This window comes from Burkholderiales bacterium (genome assembly GCA_036262035.1).
Classification (GTDB): Bacteria; Pseudomonadota; Gammaproteobacteria; order Burkholderiales; family SG8-41; genus JAQGMV01.
This window is the reverse complement of the sequence record DATAJS010000009.1, coordinates 41,058-58,870: the sequence shown is the minus strand read 5'-3', so window position 1 is coordinate 58,870 and position 17,813 is coordinate 41,058. Positions and strand designations below refer to the sequence as shown.

The window sequence follows — 17,813 nt, the reverse complement described above, 5'->3', positions numbered from 1 at the left end:
CCTTAATGCGGCGCGCGCCGTCTGCGTATTGGACCAAGGTCGCAGCGCAGTTCCACCGCGTGCCGGTGAACAGGCCTTCGGGTTACGTGCGGCCCATCGCGGGCGCGTCGGCCCGCAGCCGTTACGGCAGTGTCTCCGAAGCGGGCTGCTTCGCTTTGGGCGTGCTCAGCACGCCGCCGCCCGCCATGACCGCCGCGTTCAGCGCGAACATCGCCGCAAGCCCGAGCGCGCTGCCGATGGCGCCGAACACCACCGGCCCGACCAGCTTGGTCAGATGGATGAACGTCATGCGCAGACCCAAAGCCTCCGCGGTGCGGCCTTTCGGCGAATAGCTGTACATCAGCATCGTGATGATCGGCTGGCCGCAGCCCATGCCCAGTCCCAGCATGAACGAGAGCGCGGCGAGCACGTACACGCTGTGGAAGAACGGCATGAGCCCGAGGCTGACGGCGCCGACGAAGAACGAGCACGACAACACCCGCTCTTCCCTGAACGTGCGCAACAGGCGCGCGAGGAACAGCCGCACGGTGAGCTCGGCGCCGAAGTTGACGGCCTGCACGATGCCGATCAGCGATGCCGACAGCCCGATGCCGTGCGCGTACACGGGGAAATAGAACGAATAGAGGTCGCGCCCGACGTTGATCAGGCTGCTGGTTGCGATCGTGCGGCGCACATCGGGAATTCTCAATATCGCGTAGACGCTGCCGGTGGCCTTGGGCCCGGTCGGCGCACGGGGCAGCCGGCCTCCGCGCACCACCAGCATCGCGATCGCCACGACGTTGAGCAGCGCGAGATAGAGGCACGTCGTCGCCGGCCCGGCCAGATCGACGAAAAAGCCGCCGATCAGCGGGCCCATGAGGTTCGCCATGCCCATGCCGAGGCTGAAGTTGGCGAAGTTGCGCGCGCGGCTTTCCGGGGTGCTGATGAGCCCCATCAGGTTCTGCAGCGGCACCACCATGGCGAGCGACAGCCCGATCAGCGCCGACGCGACGAACATCGCGGTCACCCCGGGAAACGCCCACGGGACGAGGAGCCCGAGGCTGCTCCCCAGCAGGCAGAACAGCAGCAGCGCGCGCGAGCCGTAGCGGTCGGCGAGCCGGCCGGCAGGCATCGAGAAGATCATCGGCAGCACGGCGAGCATCGCCCCGAGCAGGCCGATGACGAAAGCGGAGGACCCGAGCTTGAGCGCGTACAGCACCAGCACCATGTTGCCGGCGCGCACCGCCGTGCCGCTCAACGCGGTGAGTGCGAGAAGATAGAAAGTCAAAGTGCGCCGAACATACACCACTAAAGGGCGTCGCAACGGCGATGCCCACGAAGCGTGCGCCCCGCCCGAAATTGGGTAAGCTCGCCCCCTACGGGCCGAATCATTCAGGGCGGGGAGATGGGATGGCGCTGCGTCGTATCGCGTTCGCACTCGCTGCCGGCGCGTTCGCCGGCCTTGCAGCCGCCCCAGCAGCGCAGCCCGCCCAAGGACCCGGTCGGCGGCAAGGTCCACTCGGCGTGGGCGCTGACCCAGATGCCCGCCGAGTCGCGTTGACGGTCAGTCTTGCTGTCATTGCGAGGAGCCGCCCGGCGGCGACGAAGCAATCTCGAGACGCTCGTAACCGTTCGTGCGCCATGAGATCGCCACGGCCCGCTGCGCGGGCCTCGCGATGACCGAATCTTAGAAATAACCTTCGATGAACCGCCCGACCCACGGCGGCATGGTCACGTCGTCCATGCGGTCGAACGGCGGCATGTAGGGCTTGATATCGAGCACCGGCGTGCCGTCGAGCGCGTCGAGGCCTTGCACCCTCACGACGCTGCCCTCGATGCCGAGCAGCTTCACCGCGGTCACGCCGATCGGGTTGGGACGATATTTCGTGCGCTGCGCGAACACGCCGAGCTCCTGGAGGTCTTCCATGCCGCGCGGACGCCGCAGGAGCTGCTTCTTCAGATCGAAGCCCTGCGCGCGGTCGAGAAAGAACAGCACGAGCACGTGCGAGAAACCTTCGAGGCCCTGCAGCCCCGGCGCGTAGCTCGGGTCGAGACGGATCTCCGACTCGACCGTCGCCCAGTTGCCCTGCGACATCTCGTCCACCGGACAGTGCGCGGTGCCTATGGGATGAACCTGAAACATTCGGAATCCTTTGTTCGTCGGGTTGCCTGACGGGCGTTAGTATAGGCAGCGCCGACATCCGCAAAAGGGGGGAGACCGTGAAAGTCTACGACGCGATGGCCAACGCCTTCGTCAAGGAAGGCACCACGACGCTCTTCGGACTGCTGGGCGACGGCCAGATGACGTGGTGGTCGGCGATCGCCAAATTTCCCGAGATCAAGATCGTCGACGTGCGCGACGAAGGCTGCGCGGTGACGATGGCGGAAGGCTGGGCGATGGCGACCGGTCAGGTCGGCGTCGCGAGCGCGACCCAGGGACCGGGCCTCGCACGCATGACGACCGCGCTCATCGTCGCCGCGCGCTCGCACACGCCCCTCGTCGTCTACACCAGCAAGACCGCGCTCAACAACGAGCACCTCGTGCAGCACCTCGACCAGGACCGGCTGGTCAGCGCGACCGGCTGCGGCTACATCGAAGTGTTGAAGCCATCGTATGCCGAGAGCGCGGTGCGCGAAGCGTTCTATCGCGCGCGCCGCGAATCGCGCCCGATCGTGCTGTGCTGCCCGCTCGAAGTGCAGCGCATGGATTGCGACGCCGACGGCGACGATTACGTGCCTTCCGGCGCGATGTTCCCGGGCCAGCAGGCGATCCGTCCCGACCTCGAGCGCCTGCGTGCAGCCGCCGAGATCATCGGCAAGAGCAGGAAGCCGGTGATCGTGCTGGGACGCGGCGGGATGACGCCGGCCGCGAAGGCTGCGGCGACCCGATTGGGCGAACGCATCGGTGCGCTGCATGCGACCACGCTCGTCGCCAAAGGCACGCTCGCCGATTCGGACTGGCATACCGGCATCTCGGGGTTGTTCTCGTCGCGCGAAGTGATGGAGCTTTTCAGCCAGGCCGATTGCGTGATCGCGGTCGGCGCGAGGCTGACGACGCACACGCTCGCCGGCGGCTATCTCTATCCGAAGGCGCGCGTCGTCCACATCGACGTCCAGCCTCACATCGTCATGGGGAGCGACCGCGGCGCGGACTGCTACGTGCAGGGCGACGCGGCGGCGACTTTGCAGGAGCTCAACCAGACGCTGGAGCGCGAAGGCGCCGGCGGCGCCGGCTTCCGCACCGAGGGTGTGCGCCGCATCCTGCGCTCGGCGGGACGCGATCCCGCCGAGTTCGAGATCGAGCCCGGCACGGTCGATCCGCGCGAGGCGATTCAACTGCTCGACGAAAAGCTGCCGCCCGAGATGAACCTCGTGTCGTCGGGCAACGCGCACGCGTGCGCGTTCCGCGCGATGCTGATGAAACGCCGGCGCGGCCTGCAGATCTTCGTCACCTCGTTCGGCTGTATCGGACAGGCGCTGTCGACGAGCGTCGGCGCGGCGCTCGGCGCAGGCGGACCGATGGTGTGCGTGGAAGGCGACGGCAGCGCGCTCCAGAACATCCAGGAGCTCGATACGGTCGCGCGGCTGGGTCTGAAGTTCCTGTACGTGGTCGTCAACGACGAAGCGTACGGCGCCGAGTACCACAAGCTGCGCGCGCACGAGCGCGATCCCATGCTCTCGTACGTGACCACGCCCGATTTCGCGACCCTCGCCGAGGGCTTCCGCTGCCGCGGCCGCACCGCGCGCACGCTGGACGAGCTGAGCAGCGCGGTCGACGAGTTCCTCGCGGGCGAAGGCGCGATGGTCCTCGACCTGCGCATCTCGCGCAACGTCGTCAGCATCCCGTACCGGCGGCTGCATTTCGGGATGGATGTGTGACCCTTCGACGGGCTCAGGGCGCACGGCGCAGCCAAATTCGGCCGCTCTTCGGTTAAAGTTCGCCTGTTCGAGGCATCGACCATGAGACGAGATGCGACTGAATCTGCCGCTGTTGGCCGTTCTGCTGTGCCTTAGCGCCGCCGCGCGGGCGGCGACGCCCGCCGCGGCCCCTCCGCCCGGCGATCCGCACGCCTGGTGCGCCGCCGTCACCAAAGTCATCCCGCAGATCAAACCTGCCACGTGCGCGTCGGCCCAGCTCAGGCCATGGGCGAAATCGGTCGACGGCCGCCCGATCCTGCTGAGCGAGTTCCGACCGGCGGGCGGCTCGCTCGCGCGCGTGCTGGTGGTGGGCGGCATCCACGGCGACGAGCTCACATCGGTGTCGATCGTGTTCCGCTGGATCGAGCGTCTGAAAGAGACGAGCGGCGAAGCGGCGCAGTATCACTGGCGCGTGATCCCGCTGCTGAATCCCGACGGCCTTCTGGCAAGGCCTCGCCCGACGCGCGTCAACGCGCGCGGGGTCGATCTCAACCGCAATTTCCCGACCGACAACTGGCAGGACGAAGCGCACCACTACTGGTCGGTGTCCACGCGGCGCGACCCGCGGCGCTTTCCCGGCGTGGCGCCGCGCTCCGAGCCCGAATCGAGCTGGCTGCACTACGAGATCACCACGTTCAAGCCCGACGTGATCATCTCGGTCCATGCACCCTACTCGGTGCTCGATTTCGACGGACCTCCGGCGGTGAAGCCTCCGGAGCGCTTCGGGCGGCTGAAGCTGCACCGGCTCGGCGTCTATCCCGGATCGCTGGGCAACTTCGGCGGGCTCAAGGAAGGCATCCCGGTGGTCACGCTGGAGCTTCCGCACGCGCTCGACATGCCGAGCGAGAAGGAGCTGGCGCAGGTGTGGCGCGACATGCAGAACTGGCTCAGCACCAATGTCGCCGACCGCAAACCCGCCAACCAGTAACGGTCAATCGGAGCGGTAAAGGCTCGGCACCTTCAGCACCACGCCGACCATCACGACCAGGGCCGCAACCGCGTAAGCGCCCTGCGCCCACGCAGGGCCGATACGCTCCGCGGCGGCGCCCGCCAGCAGGTTGCCGAGCGGCAGGCTGCTCACCACGCCGGAGCGCAATCCCATCACGCGCCCGCGCATCTCCGGCGCGGTATAGCCCAGGATCAGCGTCGCGATCACGGTCCACACGATCGCCTGGGTGAGTCCCGCCGCGAAGACGAGCGCCAGCGAGAGCGTATACGACGTCGAGGCCGCGAACGCCAGCAGCGACAACGGCCACGCGAGCGCCATCCACACCAGCAGCCTGCCCTTGCCTCTGAAGTTCCCCATCGTGACGACCCACAGCCCGGCGACGAAGGCGCCCACCCCCGCCATCGCCGTCAACATGCCGTAACCGGCCGGGCCGGTGTCGAGCACGTAGCGCGCAAAGACCGGGAGGAACGCGTAGCGATACGGCGCGGCGAGCATGTTCAGGAGGCACGCGACGACGAGCAGCACCAGCACGGTCTGGTTGCTCCACACGTAGCGCAAGCCGCCGACCAGGCTCTTCGCCGGCGACTCCGCGACGTTCGCTGCGACGTGCTTCGAAGACGGAAGCATGCACAGCACGATCGTATCGAACACGTAGATCGCGGCGATCAGCGCGTACGCGCCGCTCATTCCGAGTACCGGAATCAGCACACCGCCCAGCGCCGGTCCGACGACCACCGTGATCTCGACGGCTACCGCGTTGAGCGCGATCGCATTGGTGAGGTGCTCCTTGTCGACGAGCTCGGGCACGAACGCCTGCCGCGTCGGATGGTCCGCCGACCACGTGAGGCTGCTCACCAGCGCGAGCGCGATGACGTGCCACAGCTGCAGCAGGCCCGTCGCGAAGAGGAGCAGCATGAACGCCGACACCGCGACGTTGATCACCGCCGCCAGGATCAAGAGCCGCCGCTTGTCCATGCGATCGGCGATGACGCCCATGAACGGCGCTGCGAAATAGCCCGCCATCTTGCTGCCGGCGACGATGCCGACCATCAGCGCCGAGTTCGTCAGCTCGAGCGTGAGCCATCCGATCACCACCATGTCGGCCCAGCGTGCGGTGGCGGACAGCAGCGTCGCCGTCCACAGCAGGCGAAAGCCGCGATGGCGCAGCGCTGCGAGCTGATGCATCCGTGAGAAACGGTCGGTGAGCGCTCGAATCACGTCGTCAAATGAGGTAAGGTCCGCATGGACGCGAACCTTAAGGCATAACACCATGAAAAAGGTATATCTGGTCCACCACGTGGATGCGCTGTCGGCCGAGCAGGATCCGCAGCGTCACATCAGCCCCAAGGGCCGCGAGCAGGCCGACCGCCTCGGCGTGCGTTTGCAAAAGCTCGGCGTCTCGCCGGTGCGCATCCTCCACAGCGACAAGCAGTGGACGATCGACACCGCAGCGCGCATCGCCACCAAGCTCGGCGCCGAAGACCGGACCGCGAAAGCCGCCTACCCGATCAACACCGGCGATCCGGTCGAGCCGTTCGTGGCCGAGATCGCCGCGGCCAAGGGCGACGTCATGATGTGCGGCCACGTCGACTATCTCCTGCGCGCGGCGTCGCGGCTGGTGTGCGGCGACGAGAAGCGCAAAGTGGTCGAGTTCAAACCCGGCAACGGGACCGTCGCCTGCCTCGAAGGCGAAGGCGACGACTGGGTCATCACCTACGCCTGGCGTCAGGATCACGCGCCGGGTTGATCGAGAGGAACAGCGCCATGCCGAGAACCCGAATCGCCATTCCCGACGTCGCCGAAGCAGGGCCCGGCCTGTGGTCGAACTGCATACGCGCGGGCGATACCCTCTACATCTCCGGGCAGGTCGCGCGTCCGCTCGAAGGCGGCACGACGCTTGTCGGCAGCAACGAGTACGAGCAGGCCAAACACATCTTCATGCGCATCCAGCGCATCTGCGAAGGCGCGGGCGGCAGCATGGCGGATGTGGTCAAGCTGACCATCTTCATGGTCAACATCAGGAACAATACCGAGGTCTGGCGCGCGCGACGCGAGTTCTTCAGCGGCGATTTCCCCGCATCCACGCTGGTGGAAGTGCGCTCGCTCGCCGGGCCGGAGACGCTGGTCGAGATCGAAGCGGTCGCGTATCTCGGGAAATAGGCTCGGTGCGTTACGCCGTTCGGCTGGTGCACCCTACGATTGTTTTACAAGGAAGAGTTGATGTCGAAAGTCGCAGTCATCGGTAACACCGCACGCGCGATCGGCGCCGTGTGCGCGGCGGATCTCACGCTGTCGGGCCATTCGGTTCGCTTCGCGGTTTTCCCCGAGCAGGGAAACGTCACGGAAGTACGCAAGGCCGGCGGGTTCACCGTCGAAGGGGACGCCAAGCACCTCATCTCGAAGAAGACCGGTTTCGCCAAGCTCGACCGGATCTGCGACACCACCGCCGAAGCGCTCAAGGACGCCGAAGCGGTGCTGATCGAAGTCGACATCCAGCAGCTCGAAGAGAAGTTTTCAAAGCTGATCCCGGAGTTCGCGCGCGGCGCGGTCGTGCACGTGCAGAGCCACGGCTACTGGCCGGCTGCGCGCCTCACGCCAATGCTGCGCAAGGCAGGCCGCGAGGACGTGCTCGTGACCGAAGCGCCCGCCCCGACGCACGCCGCCCGCATCGAAGGCACGGTGGTGACGCCCAAAGGCTTACGCAGCGGGATCGAGATCGCGACGGTGCCCGCGTCGCGCTCGGACGAAGCGCTCGCGGCGCTCAAACCGCTCTTTCCCTACTTCGTCGCGGCGAAATCGGTGCTGCAAACCGGCCTCGAGAACCTCAACCTCATCGTGCATCCGGCGATGGTGCTGCCGAACATCGGCGCGATGGAGCGCGCGAAGCTCGACGGACGCAAGTTCGGCTTCTACCAGGAAGGCGTGGTGCCGGCGGCAGGCGTGCTGGGCGACGCGCTCGACGCCGAGCGTAAGCGCGTGTGCGAAGCGTACGGCGTCGCGCACACCTCGATGCCGAAAGCGATCGAGCAGTACTACGGCTACCAGAGCGGCACGTTTTACGAAGCGATGCAGAACCCGGTGTACAAGTCGTTCCCGCCGTTCCAGCCCGACATCTGGCGCTCGTGGTCGTCGGACGATCTGCGTTACGCCGTGGTGCCCTGTGTGCAGCTCGCCGAGCAGGCGGGCATCGCGGTGCCGCTGCATCGCGCGTTCGCCGAAGTCCTCGGCGTGCTGCTCGGCGTCGATCCGTGGAAATGGGGACCGTCGCTGGAGGACATGGATCTGAACGGCACGCCGGACGCGGTGAAGAAGCGGGCGCTCGGCTCACGCTAGAAAAGCTCGACAACCGGGGAGGTGGCGATGCGGCGCAGTCTCCTTGCAGCGATGATGCTCGGTGCGATCGCGCCGGTCGTGGCGCAGCAGTATCCCGCCAAGCCGGTGCGCGTGATCAACCCGTTCGCGCCGGGCGGCGGCCTCGATCTCGCCCTGCGACCGGTGCTCCTGAAGATGAGCGAGAGCACGAAGCAGAGCTTCGTGATGGAGAGCCGGCCCGGCGCGGCCGGCATCATCGGCACCGAGGTGGTCGCGAAGTCGCCGCCCGACGGTTACACGCTCGTGGGCGCGACCACGGGCACGATCACCATCAACCCGAGCACGTACGCGAAGCTGCCGTTCGATCCGCTGCGCGACCTCGCCCCGATCACGAGTGTCGGCAGCGCGTCGTTCGTGCTGGTGACGCATCCGTCGCTCAATGTGAAAGACGTCGGCGAGCTGGTGGCGCTGGCGAAGCGCAGGCCCGGCGAATTGACGCTGGGCTCGCCGGGTTACGGCGGCATCAATCACGTCGCCGGCGAATACTTCGCGCAGCTCACCGGCGTGCGCTTCACGCACGTGCCGTTCAAGGGCAGCAGCCCGATGCTCACCGACATCATCGGCGGGCACGTCATGCTCGCGTTCGATTCCACGCAGGCGACGCTGCCGCACATCCGCGCGGGCAAGCTCAAGGCGCGGGGCATCGCGGCGGACAAGCGCTCGCCCATCGCGCCCGAGATACCCACGGTGCAGGAAGCGGGCGGGCCCGCGATGTCGGTGTCTTCGTGGTACGCCCTGCTCGCGCCCGCCGGCACGCCGCGCGAGATCGTCATGAAGCTCCACGCCGAAGCCGCGAAGGCGCTTGCAGCGCCCGACCTCCTCGAGCGGTACCACGCGGCAGGTCTGGAAGCGATCGGCAATACGCCCGATCAGTTCGCGGCGGTGATCCGCGAGGACACCGCGCGCTGGGCCAAGGTCGTGCGCGCGGCGAACATACGCGCCGAGTAACCCGACAACTTGTAACGCAGCGTAACAGTCCGTAAATCCGCGGGACGCGCATACCCGGCGCGTGTCCAATCCTGCGTGTAAGTCAAACACGCAAGGAGACAGACATGCTCAGGAAAACCGTTCTCGCCGCCATGCTCGCGTCGTCGCTCGCCGGCGTCGCCGCCACCGGTTACGCCGCCGACTTCGGCTTTCGCCACGCGCCCCCGGTGCCGCGCGCGGAAGTGATCCCCGCGGCGCGCGCCGGCTACGTGTGGGTGCCCGGCTACTGGGATTACAGCAAGCACCGCTATCAATGGGTGAACGGGCATTACGTGCGCGAGCGCCGCGGCTATCACTACCAGCAGTCGCACTGGGTGCAGCGCGACGGCCGCTGGTACCTCGAGCGCGGCCGCTTCGCGCGCGACCGCGACGGCGACGGCGTGCCCAACCGCTTCGACCGCCGGCCGAACAATCCGCGCCGTTACTGACGCGCGGTGGGCATAATCCTCCCTTGGTGATCCATAAGAATCACGACACCCAGGGAGGATGCTTTGAGAGAGGACGCTTCGAGGCCTTCCCGGCGGCACTTTCTCGCGGCGCTCGGCGCGCTCGGAGCCGGCGCGCTGCTGCCGGGCTGTCAGACGCCGGGGAGCGAGCCCGGCAAACCGTACCGCATCGACGTGCACCACCACTTCGCGCCGCCGGGCTACTCGCAGGAGCTGAAGGCGCTGATGCTCGGCCATGCGAAGTGGTCGGTGCAGGCCACGCTCGACGAGATGGAGAAGAGCGGCATCCGCACCGCGTTCACCTCGCTCATCAATCCGGGCATGCAGGCGTGGATGGGCAACGTCGAGGGCTCGCGCAAGATCGCGCGCATCTCGAACGAATACGCGGCGCGGCTCATGCGCGACCATCCGGGGCGGTTCGGTTCGTTCGCGTCGATCCCCTTTCCCGACGTCGAGGGGAGCCTGCGCGAGATCGAGTACGCCTACGACACGCTCAAGGCCGACGGCATCTACTTGTGGACGAGCTACCAGGGGCGGCTGCTCGGCGATCCTGCGTTCTTCCCCATCCTCGAAGAGCTGAATCGCCGCAAGGCGGTGGTGTATACCCACCCCGCGACGCCGGCGTGCTGCGCGAAGATCATGCCTTACCTCTCGATCAATGCGATCGAAGGGCCGGTCGATACCACGCGCACCATGATGAGCCTGGTCTTCCAGGGCGGCGCCGCGAAGTATCCGGACATCCGCTGGATCTTCTCCCACAGCGGCGGCGTCACGCCTTTTCTCCTGTCGCGCTTCATCCGCGAAGAGCAGGAGAAAGACCGCAAGCGCGAGATCCCGAACGGCGTCATGCACGAGCTGCGCAAGTTCCATTACGACACCGCGCAAGGCCATCACGAAGGCGCGCTGAAGGCGCTGCTCGCGATCATCCCGACGTCGCAGGTGCTCTACGGCACCGACTTTCCGTTCTGGGACGGCCGCCGCGTCAGCACCGACCTCGACAAAGGGGCATTGAGCGCCGCCGACCGCAGGGCGATCGATCGCGACAACGCCCTGCGCCTCTTCCCCCGCCTCAAAACCTAAATCCGGGTCAGAGTCACATTAATTGCGAGAAATCTGACTCTGACCCGGATTTTCGGCGACCCAGCGCGCGATCGCGGTGACGCGCGCGTCTTCGTGCGGCTGCCCCATGATCTGCACGCCGCACGGCAGTCCGCCGATCGAGAGCAGCGGAATCGTGACCGCGGGTGCGCCCAACGTGGACGACGGGTAGTTGTAGATCGCATCGCCGGTCGGGCGCGGCGCGTCGGGATCGTGGATCGGCGCGGGGCCGGGCGAGGACAGTCCGATCAGCGCGTCGCCGACTTGCGCAAGCGCCGCAAGCCGCCGGCGCGCTTCCTCGCGCTGGAGCAGCCGGACGCGTACGCCTCCTGCGTCATCTTCCTGCCGCGCTCCAGCGTGCTCAGCGCGCGCCTGCTGAGCTTGCCCGGATGCTGCTCGTCGAGGTTGGCGAGGTTCCACCACACCTCGTACGCGCAGAGGTCGCTGTTGATCCCCTTGATGTCGGCAATGCCCTGCTCGAACGCTTCGACGAGCGCCGAATCGCCGCGCCGCACGATCTCGACGCCGCGCATGCGCAGCGACTCCAGCACACGCTCCAGCGCCTCACGCGTCTGCGCGTCGAGCGTCGCCCAGGCGACGGTTTCCATCACGACGAGCCGCCCCGGTTTCATGGGCTCCGGTAGATCGCGCGGACCGGACAACGCGGGATGCCCCGGATCGCCGCCGGCGCGCTGGCCGATCTCGTACGCGACGTTCCACATGTCCACCGGCGAGCCCGCGTGCACGCCGACCACGCTCTGGCTGTAGCCCTGGCGCTCGCCGCGATTGAGCGCGCCGAACGTCGGCTTCAGCGCCCAGTTCGCGCAGTAGCTCGCGGGCCGTATGACCGAGCCGCCGACCTGCGTCCCTATTGCCGCCGGCACCATGCCCGCGCCGATCGCCGCGGCCGAGCCGCTCGACGAACCGCCCGGCGTACGCTGCGGATCGAACGGATTGCTCGTGGGCCCGGGATGCGCGCCACCCAGCTCGGTGGTGACGGTCTTGCCGACGATCACCGCGCCCGCGTCGCGCAGCGCGCGCACCAGCGCGCTGTCGCGCTTCGGGAAGTTGCCCTTGAGCGCTTCGCAGCCCTGCTCGGTCGGCATGTCCCTGGTCTCGATCAGGTCCTTGATGCCGATCGGCATGCCGTCGATGCGCGACAGCGGCTCGCCCGCGCGCCAGCGCGCCGCCGAAGCGTCGGCCGCTTCACGCGCGCCCGCTTCGTTCAGCACCACCCACGCCTTGACCACCGACTCGCGGGCCGCGATCGCCGCGAGGCAGCGCTCGAGATAGGCGCGCGGATCGTCGGCGCCGGCCTTGAAGCGCTCGACCGCGTCGAAGAACGTGAGCGGCCGGAAAGTCGACGGGTCGTACGCGCCTGCCGCGCCCTGATTGCCGATCGCTTGCTTCTCGATGGTGAGCATGAGGTCTCCTTGCTATGTCCGGGGTAGCGCCGCGTCGAGCTCGTCGAGATTCTGCCATTGCATAGTCCGCTGTCCGCTCTCGATCTCGTCGAATATGCGCCATTGCAGGCGGTTGAGCGGCGTCGGTATGCCGTGACGCTCGCCGCAGCGGACGATCTCGCCGGTGATGTGATCGATCTCGGTGCGGCGTTTGCGGACGACGATGTCGCGCCAGTAGCCGGTGCGGATCTTGGTGTTGCCCTTGGCCTGGCCGGCGGCGATCTCGTCGAGCACGTGGAAAGCCGCCTCGCGGCCGGCCGGTGTGTCGTCGAGAAAAGGCGCCGGATCGAAGTGCGCGAACCTGGCGACCGTGACCCCTTCCGCCGCTGCGACCTCGATCCCTTCGCGCACGAGCTGCGCGCGCACCGCGTGGTACTTGCGATTGAAGCGCACTTCGAGCGCGTTCTCGTCCACCAGCGCGGTCGTCGCGTCGATCGTGCCTTTGCACATCTTCGCCCAGACGTAGCCCATGATGTTCTCGCACGCGTACGCGGGCGTGGACAGCGCGAGCAGGCGCCTGATCTCCTCGATGAGCGGCGTCACCCGGCCGTCGAGCTCGCCGACGAAGAGATTGCCGGTGCGCCCGCGCGCGATGAGCCCGGCACCGTGATAGTCCGCGCTGAAATCCACCAGACAGCCGATGGTGCGCATCGCGCCGATGCGCTTCGCGATGTACGGCTCGTTGACGCCGTTCTGTAGGGACACGACGGCGGAGCCCGCGTGCAGATGCGGCGCCACCGCATCGAGCGCGGCTTGGGTGAACTGCGACTTGACCGCGAGAAACACGAGATCGAACGCGCCGGCCACATCCTGCGGGAGCGCGGCACGGACTTGCACCCGACGCTCGTCGCCGGCCGTGTTGATGACGAGCCCGCTTTCGTTCATCGCCTGCACGTGCTCGGGGACGATGTCCACGAGCAATACGTCTTCGCCCGCCGCGGCCATGCCGGCGCCGACGACCCCGCCGATCGCACCGCTGCCCCATACCGCGCTCTTCACTGCGCGCTCCTCATTCGGGTTTGATGCCCGAGGCTTTCACCACGCGCGCCGCGCGCGCCACTTCGTCGCGGATGAAACGCGCGAAGTCTTCCGGCGAGTTGGTCTCGGGATCGGCGCCGTGGTCGATCAGCGCCTTGCGCACTTCGGGCGTGTTGACGGTCTTCACGATGACCGCATTGACCCGCGTTATCACGTCTTTCGGCGTTCCGGCCGGCATCAGCACGCCGATCCACGAGCGCGACTCGAATTTCGGAATCGTCTCGGCCACGGTGGGAAGCTCGGGCACCGAGGGATGACGCTTCGGACTGCTCACGGCAAGGCCGCGCAGGCGGCCGTTGCGGTGATACGGCACCGCGCTCGCGATCGCCGGAAACATGAGATCGATCTGGCCGCCGAGCAGATCGGCGAGCGCGAGCCCGACGCCTTTGTAGGGGACGTGCACCATCTTCACGCCGGTCATCATCTTGAAGAGCTCGGCCGACAGATGCGCCGCGCTGCCGTTGCCGCCGGAGCCGAAGTTCAGTTTTCCCGGCTGCGCACGCGCGAGCGCGATCAGCTCGCCCACCGACCGCGCGGGCACCGCCGGATGCACCGTGAGCAGGTACGACGCGTGGAAGATGAGGCTGACCGGCGCGAAGTCCTCGACGATGTCGTGAGGCACTCTCTTCATGAGGCTCGGGTTGACGGTGTTCTGCCCTGTCGCGAACAACCACGTGTAGCCGTCGGGCGGCGATTTCGCGACGACCTCCGCGCCGATCATCGCGTTCGCGCCGGCGCGGTTCTCGACGACGACCGGCTGGCCGAGCGCGTCGGAGAAGCGCGGCGCGAGATAGCGCGCGATCACGTCGGGCGCGCCGCCGGGGGCGGTCGGCACGACGATGCGGATGGGCTTGGACGGATAGGTTTGGGCGATGCAAGGGATCGCGCACATAGTGAGCATCACGGCAACAAAATGGATTCCCGCCTTCGCGGGAATGACGGGCCTGCACGCCTTCGCGGGAATGACGGGCTTCTCCACCTTCGCGGGAATGACGGGTTTCTCCGCCTTCGCGGGAATGACGGGCTTCTCCGCCTTCGGAGGAATGCCGAACCTGCTGGCCTTCGCGGGAATCACGGGCCAGTTCGTCATTCCCGAACCGCGGCAGCGGGGCTGTCGGGAATCCATTCTCGACGCTTCGATCGCATTCATTCCCCCTTGATCCCCGCGGCTTTCACGATCTGCGCGAACTTCGGGATCTCGCTGCGGATCATGCGGCCGAGCTCGTCGGGCGTGCTCGCCGCGGGCTCGAGGCCCTGCGCGGCGAGATAGGACTGCATGTCCTTCTCGCCGACGATCTTGGTCAAGGTCGCGTTGAGCCGCGACACGATCTCCTTCGGCGTCTCCGCCGGCGCGACGACGCCGAACCACGTGGAGATGTCGTAACCCGGCAGCGCGGCTTCGGCAATGGTGGGTACCTCGGGCAGCTCGCTCGACCGCCGGGCGCCGGTGACGCCCAGTGCGCGCAGCCGGTTGCTGCGCACCTGCGGAATCAGTCCCGAGATGCCGCCGACGTAGAAGTCGACGTGCCCGCCGATCAGCGCCGCGATGGCCGGCGTCGCCCCCTGATACGGCACGTGCACCGCGTTGATCTTCGCCAGGGTCTTGAAGAGCTCGGTCGCGAGGTGCGGCGGCGCGCCGACGCCGGAGGAGCCGTAGTTGAGCTGCCCCGGCCGGCTCCTCGCGAGCGCGATCAGCTCTTTCACGTTCCTGGCGGGGACTGCCGGATGCACCACGAGCAGGTACTGATTGCGTGCGATGAGCCCGATCGGCGCGATGTCGCGCACCGGATCGTACGGCAGCTTCGGATTGAGGCTCGGCCCGATGGTGACGAAGCTGCCTGCGAGCAGGATGGTGTAGCCGTCGGCAGGCGCTTTCACCATCGCTTCGACGGCGATGTGCCCGCCCGCGCCCGCGCGGTTCTCGACGACGACCGGCTGGCCCAGCAGCTCCGACATGCGCTTGGCGAGCGCGCGCGTCACGATGTCGCTCGGTCCGCCCGCGGGAAACCCGGCGATGAAGCGCAGCGGTTTCGAAGGATAGCCTTGCGCGGAAGCCTGCGAGGCGCAGAAAGCGAGGACGAAGACGAGCGCGCGCATCAGTCGAGCTTCACTTTCGCGGCCTTGATCACTTTCGCCCATTTGTCGGTCTCGCTCGCCAGCAACGCCGCGTATTCGGCGGGCGTGCCGCCGATGGGAACGAAGCCGAGCTCGACGAGCTTGTCGCGCACGTCGGGCATCTTGAGCACCTGGGCCATGGTCGCGCTCACGCGCGTGACGATGTCGTTCGGCGTGCGCGCCGGCGCGAGCGCACCCCAGTACGAGCTCGCGTCGACCTCCTTCATGCCCGCCTCGCCGAACGTCGGCACGTTCGGCATCGCCGGTGATCGCGCGGCGCCCGTCACCGCGATCGCCCGCAGTCGGCCGTTCTCGACGTGCTGCTTCACCGAGCTGATGCCGGCGAACATCATCGTCACCTGCCCGCCGAGCACGTCTGCCACCGCCGGGCCCGTGCCCTTGTAGGGGATGTGGACGAGGTCGATCTTCGCGATGTACTTGAGGAGCTCGACGCCGAGATGGGTCGAGCTGCCGGGGCCGCCCGACGCGAAGTTGAGCGCCCCGGGTTTGGCGCGCGCCAGCGCGACGAGCTCTTTCACGGTACGCACCGGCACCGAAGGATGCACGATCATGATCACCGGCCCCGACGCGAGGAGCGACACCGGCGCGAAATCCTTCGCCGAATCGTACGGAAGCTTGGAGTACAGGCTCGGGTTGGTCGTGAACGCGGTATCGACCATGAGCAGCGTGTAGCCGTCGGCCGGCGCTTTCGCGACCATGTCGGTGCCGATCTGGCTGCCGGCGCCGGGCCGGTTGTCGACGACGATCTGCTGCTTCAGCGCCTCGGTGAGCTTCGGCAGCATGATGCGCGTCAGGATGTCGGTGCCGCCGCCCGGGGCGAAAGGCACGATCACGCGGGCCGGTTTGGACGGATACGTTTGCGCGTGGCTCGTTCCGCACAGGGCCGCCGCGAGCACCGCGATTGCGAGCTTGCGTGGCATGGCGGTTACGCCCCTTTCCCTTTCGGTGCGAAATTGGGCTCGAGCTGCACGCGGAACGCGGTGATCGTCGCGCCGAGCGCCATGAAGTAACCGCAGAGCAGTGAGAGATCGGTGATCTGGCGGTCGGAGAAGTGCTTGCGGGCTTCCGCGAACGCCTCGTCGCTCACCTTGCCGCCCTGCGCGAACTCGCGCGAGTAACGGATCGCGGCCTGCTCCGGGGCGCTCATGCTCGCGGCGAGCGGCCCGCCTTCGAGGCTGTCGAGCTCGGCCTGCGTGACGCCGGCTTTCACCGCGTGCGGATGGTGATGGCTCCACGCGTACTGGTTGCCCGCCGCGATCGCGAGCACGCACAGCTCGCGCACGCGTCCCGGCAGCTCGGTGCCGTAGCGCACGTATTCGCCGTACGCCGCGAACGCTTCGAGGCCCGCGGGCGCGTTGGACAGGCTCATCAGGATGTTCGAGACATAGCCGCGCGTCCTGGTGATGCGGTCGTACGTCGCGGCGAGCTGCGCGTCGCCTTCGGGGTTCTTCGGCTGCATGCGTTGCATCGTGACTCCTCGTCATTTAATTCGTCATTCCCGCGCAGGCGGGAATCCCATTTGAAGTTGAAGGTCGTTGAAAATGGATTCCCGATCACTTCCGCTGGCGCGGGTCGGGAATGACGGCGCTTTGGTGCTTCAAAAGAAACCGCTTCAAATCCTCCGCGCACCGATCGGGCACCGCATCGGTGATGTTGTGCGGCAGCCCTTCGTAGACGATGAACTCGGTGCCGGGCACTCGATCCGGCACCGCGCGGTAGTTGTCGACGGTGTGTATCGGATCGCCGCCCGGGGCCACGGCGAGCACCGGACAGCGGATGCGGTGCAGGTCGTCGATCACCACGAACTCGCGCATCATCGGCACGAAGCGCTCCAGCACCGGGACCGGCGTCTGCGCCGACACCTCGATGAACCAGTCGACGAATCCCGGCTCGGCGGTCTTGAGATCCACGCGGTCGGCGATGGTCTCGCGCAGGAAAGCGGCGAGGCCTTGCTCGCCGATGCGCTTCACCCAGCTGTTCTGGTCCTGGAGCGCGTGCTTGATGCCGCCGGTGCCGGCGAACACCGCGAGCGAGAGCACGCGCTCGGGATGATCGATCGCGACTTTCTCGGCGACGATCGCGCCCGCCGACGAGCCTGCGACGTGAAAGCGCTGCGCCCCGATGTGATCGGCAAGCTCGACCACGTCCTTGACGATGCGCTGCTGGTCGAGCTGCCCCGGCCCGGGCGCTTCGCTCTGGCCGTGGCCGCGCATGTCGATGCGCACCACGCGGAAGTCGCGTGCGAGGTGCGGCACCCATGCGTAGAAGCGCCTGGAGCTGCCCATCGCCGCGTGAACGAGGATCAGCGTATCTGCCGCTTTCCACGGATCGGTGAAATCGTCGACGACGTAGGCGATCGTGAGACCGTCCGACGCCTTGAACTTCTGCATCTCCCAGCGTGCTTCCTGAACCATTCTCTTTCCCTTC

The 17,813-nt window shown here is 67.3% G+C and carries 21 protein-coding genes; 10 read left to right on the top strand and 11 right to left on the bottom strand.

Annotated elements, in window-relative coordinates; translation table 11 throughout:
- Positions 1-121: 121 nt before the first annotated feature.
- Positions 122-1,285 carry an MFS transporter gene (locus VHP37_06250; GenBank protein HEX2825928.1) on the bottom strand — a complete coding sequence of 388 codons (1,164 nt, stop codon included), beginning with the start codon at positions 1,283-1,285 and terminating at the stop codon, positions 122-124.
- 99 nt (positions 1,286-1,384) lie between these two features.
- Here VHP37_06250 and VHP37_06245 point away from each other — a divergent pair, with 99 nt between their 5' ends.
- On the top strand, positions 1,385-1,540 hold the full coding sequence (locus VHP37_06245) for a hypothetical protein (GenBank protein HEX2825927.1): 156 nt from the start codon (positions 1,385-1,387) through the stop codon (positions 1,538-1,540).
- 126 nt (positions 1,541-1,666) lie between these two features.
- On the opposite strand, the gene tsaA is transcribed toward VHP37_06245, so the two are convergent.
- Positions 1,667-2,122, bottom strand: a complete 456-nt coding sequence (tsaA, locus tag VHP37_06240) for a tRNA (N6-threonylcarbamoyladenosine(37)-N6)-methyltransferase TrmO (protein ID HEX2825926.1) — start codon at positions 2,120-2,122, stop codon at positions 1,667-1,669.
- 77 nt (positions 2,123-2,199) lie between these two features.
- Here tsaA and VHP37_06235 point away from each other — a divergent pair, with 77 nt between their 5' ends.
- Both VHP37_06235 and VHP37_06230 read left to right on the top strand, forming a co-directional pair.
- Complete coding sequence (locus tag VHP37_06235) at positions 2,200-3,858, top strand: thiamine pyrophosphate-binding protein (protein HEX2825925.1); 1,659 nt, start codon at positions 2,200-2,202, stop codon at positions 3,856-3,858.
- Between the two features lie 91 nt (positions 3,859-3,949).
- On the top strand, positions 3,950-4,825 hold the full coding sequence (locus VHP37_06230; protein ID HEX2825924.1) for a M14 family zinc carboxypeptidase: 876 nt from the start codon (positions 3,950-3,952) through the stop codon (positions 4,823-4,825).
- A 3-nt stretch (positions 4,826-4,828) separates the two neighbouring features.
- Here VHP37_06230 and VHP37_06225 read toward each other — a convergent pair whose 3' ends face one another.
- Complete coding sequence (locus tag VHP37_06225; protein HEX2825923.1) at positions 4,829-6,031, bottom strand: MFS transporter; 1,203 nt, start codon at positions 6,029-6,031, stop codon at positions 4,829-4,831.
- A gap of 85 nt (positions 6,032-6,116) precedes the next feature.
- Here VHP37_06225 and VHP37_06220 point away from each other — a divergent pair, with 85 nt between their 5' ends.
- The 6 genes from VHP37_06220 to VHP37_06195 all read left to right on the top strand — a co-directional run bounded on the left by VHP37_06220 (position 6,117) and on the right by VHP37_06195 (position 10,731).
- Positions 6,117-6,593, top strand: coding sequence for a histidine phosphatase family protein (locus VHP37_06220; protein HEX2825922.1), 477 nt, complete (start codon positions 6,117-6,119; stop codon positions 6,591-6,593).
- Between the two features lie 17 nt (positions 6,594-6,610).
- A complete protein-coding gene (locus tag VHP37_06215; GenBank protein HEX2825921.1) occupies positions 6,611-7,006 on the top strand; it encodes a RidA family protein in 396 nt (131 codons plus the stop codon).
- A 60-nt stretch (positions 7,007-7,066) separates the two neighbouring features.
- Positions 7,067-8,179, top strand: coding sequence for an NAD/NADP octopine/nopaline dehydrogenase family protein (locus VHP37_06210; protein ID HEX2825920.1), 1,113 nt, complete (start codon positions 7,067-7,069; stop codon positions 8,177-8,179).
- A gap of 27 nt (positions 8,180-8,206) precedes the next feature.
- Positions 8,207-9,166: a tripartite tricarboxylate transporter substrate binding protein gene (locus tag VHP37_06205; GenBank protein ID HEX2825919.1), complete on the top strand. Its 960-nt coding sequence runs from the start codon at positions 8,207-8,209 to the stop codon at positions 9,164-9,166.
- 104 nt (positions 9,167-9,270) lie between these two features.
- Positions 9,271-9,633, top strand: a complete 363-nt coding sequence (locus VHP37_06200) for a YXWGXW repeat-containing protein (protein HEX2825918.1) — start codon at positions 9,271-9,273, stop codon at positions 9,631-9,633.
- Between the two features lie 63 nt (positions 9,634-9,696).
- A complete protein-coding gene (locus tag VHP37_06195; protein HEX2825917.1) occupies positions 9,697-10,731 on the top strand; it encodes an amidohydrolase family protein in 1,035 nt (344 codons plus the stop codon).
- An 18-nt stretch (positions 10,732-10,749) separates the two neighbouring features.
- On the opposite strand, the gene VHP37_06190 is transcribed toward VHP37_06195, so the two are convergent.
- The 4 genes from VHP37_06190 to VHP37_06175 form a co-directional block, all read right to left on the bottom strand.
- Positions 10,750-10,905 carry a hypothetical protein gene (locus VHP37_06190; GenBank protein ID HEX2825916.1) on the bottom strand — a complete coding sequence of 52 codons (156 nt, stop codon included), beginning with the start codon at positions 10,903-10,905 and terminating at the stop codon, positions 10,750-10,752.
- A 92-nt stretch (positions 10,906-10,997) separates the two neighbouring features.
- A complete protein-coding gene (locus tag VHP37_06185; GenBank protein ID HEX2825915.1) occupies positions 10,998-12,173 on the bottom strand; it encodes an amidase in 1,176 nt (391 codons plus the stop codon).
- Positions 12,174-12,185: 12 nt separating this feature from the next.
- Positions 12,186-13,211 (bottom strand): 2-dehydropantoate 2-reductase, encoded by a 1,026-nt coding sequence (locus VHP37_06180; GenBank protein HEX2825914.1) that lies wholly within the window; start codon positions 13,209-13,211, stop codon positions 12,186-12,188.
- A 10-nt stretch (positions 13,212-13,221) separates the two neighbouring features.
- A complete protein-coding gene (locus tag VHP37_06175; GenBank protein HEX2825913.1) occupies positions 13,222-14,142 on the bottom strand; it encodes a tripartite tricarboxylate transporter substrate binding protein in 921 nt (306 codons plus the stop codon).
- 1 nt (position 14,143) lies between these two features.
- On the opposite strand from VHP37_06175, the gene VHP37_06170 reads away from it, so the two are divergent.
- On the top strand, positions 14,144-14,410 hold the full coding sequence (locus VHP37_06170) for a hypothetical protein (GenBank protein HEX2825912.1): 267 nt from the start codon (positions 14,144-14,146) through the stop codon (positions 14,408-14,410).
- Here the strand turns inward: VHP37_06170 and VHP37_06165 are convergent.
- The 4 genes from VHP37_06165 to VHP37_06150 all read right to left on the bottom strand — a co-directional run bounded on the left by VHP37_06165 (position 14,397) and on the right by VHP37_06150 (position 17,800).
- On the bottom strand, positions 14,397-15,347 hold the full coding sequence (locus tag VHP37_06165; protein ID HEX2825911.1) for a tripartite tricarboxylate transporter substrate binding protein: 951 nt from the start codon (positions 15,345-15,347) through the stop codon (positions 14,397-14,399). The two genes, VHP37_06170 and VHP37_06165, sit on opposite strands and share 14 nt — an antisense overlap.
- Positions 15,347-16,306, bottom strand: a complete 960-nt coding sequence (locus VHP37_06160; GenBank protein HEX2825910.1) for a tripartite tricarboxylate transporter substrate binding protein — start codon at positions 16,304-16,306, stop codon at positions 15,347-15,349. Before VHP37_06160 ends, VHP37_06165 begins: the two co-directional genes overlap by 1 nt.
- 5 nt (positions 16,307-16,311) lie before the next feature.
- Positions 16,312-16,854, bottom strand: coding sequence for a carboxymuconolactone decarboxylase family protein (locus VHP37_06155; protein ID HEX2825909.1), 543 nt, complete (start codon positions 16,852-16,854; stop codon positions 16,312-16,314).
- 85 nt (positions 16,855-16,939) lie between these two features.
- Positions 16,940-17,800, bottom strand: a complete 861-nt coding sequence (locus VHP37_06150; protein ID HEX2825908.1) for an alpha/beta hydrolase — start codon at positions 17,798-17,800, stop codon at positions 16,940-16,942.
- Positions 17,801-17,813 lie beyond the last annotated feature (13 nt).

Bases quoted from the DNA above. Each gene is read 5' to 3' on its own strand.
- VHP37_06245 (HEX2825927.1), top strand. From the start codon at position 1,385: ATGGGATGGCGCTGCGTCGTATCGCGTTCGCACTCGCTGCCGGCGCGT.
- tsaA (HEX2825926.1), bottom strand. From the start codon at position 2,122: ATGTTTCAGGTTCATCCCATAGGCACCGCGCACTGTCCGGTGGACGAG.
- VHP37_06230 (HEX2825924.1), top strand. From the start codon at position 3,950: ATGCGACTGAATCTGCCGCTGTTGGCCGTTCTGCTGTGCCTTAGCGCC.
- VHP37_06225 (HEX2825923.1), bottom strand. From the start codon at position 6,031: ATGCATCAGCTCGCAGCGCTGCGCCATCGCGGCTTTCGCCTGCTGTGG.
- VHP37_06220 (HEX2825922.1), top strand. From the start codon at position 6,117: ATGAAAAAGGTATATCTGGTCCACCACGTGGATGCGCTGTCGGCCGAG.
- VHP37_06215 (HEX2825921.1), top strand. From the start codon at position 6,611: ATGCCGAGAACCCGAATCGCCATTCCCGACGTCGCCGAAGCAGGGCCC.
- VHP37_06210 (HEX2825920.1), top strand. From the start codon at position 7,067: ATGTCGAAAGTCGCAGTCATCGGTAACACCGCACGCGCGATCGGCGCC.
- VHP37_06205 (HEX2825919.1), top strand. From the start codon at position 8,207: ATGCGGCGCAGTCTCCTTGCAGCGATGATGCTCGGTGCGATCGCGCCG.
- VHP37_06200 (HEX2825918.1), top strand. From the start codon at position 9,271: ATGCTCAGGAAAACCGTTCTCGCCGCCATGCTCGCGTCGTCGCTCGCC.
- VHP37_06185 (HEX2825915.1), bottom strand. From the start codon at position 12,173: ATGCTCACCATCGAGAAGCAAGCGATCGGCAATCAGGGCGCGGCAGGC.
- VHP37_06175 (HEX2825913.1), bottom strand. From the start codon at position 14,142: ATGTGCGCGATCCCTTGCATCGCCCAAACCTATCCGTCCAAGCCCATC.
- VHP37_06165 (HEX2825911.1), bottom strand. From the start codon at position 15,347: ATGCGCGCGCTCGTCTTCGTCCTCGCTTTCTGCGCCTCGCAGGCTTCC.
- VHP37_06160 (HEX2825910.1), bottom strand. From the start codon at position 16,306: ATGCCACGCAAGCTCGCAATCGCGGTGCTCGCGGCGGCCCTGTGCGGA.
- VHP37_06155 (HEX2825909.1), bottom strand. From the start codon at position 16,854: ATGCAACGCATGCAGCCGAAGAACCCCGAAGGCGACGCGCAGCTCGCC.
- VHP37_06150 (HEX2825908.1), bottom strand. From the start codon at position 17,800: ATGGTTCAGGAAGCACGCTGGGAGATGCAGAAGTTCAAGGCGTCGGAC.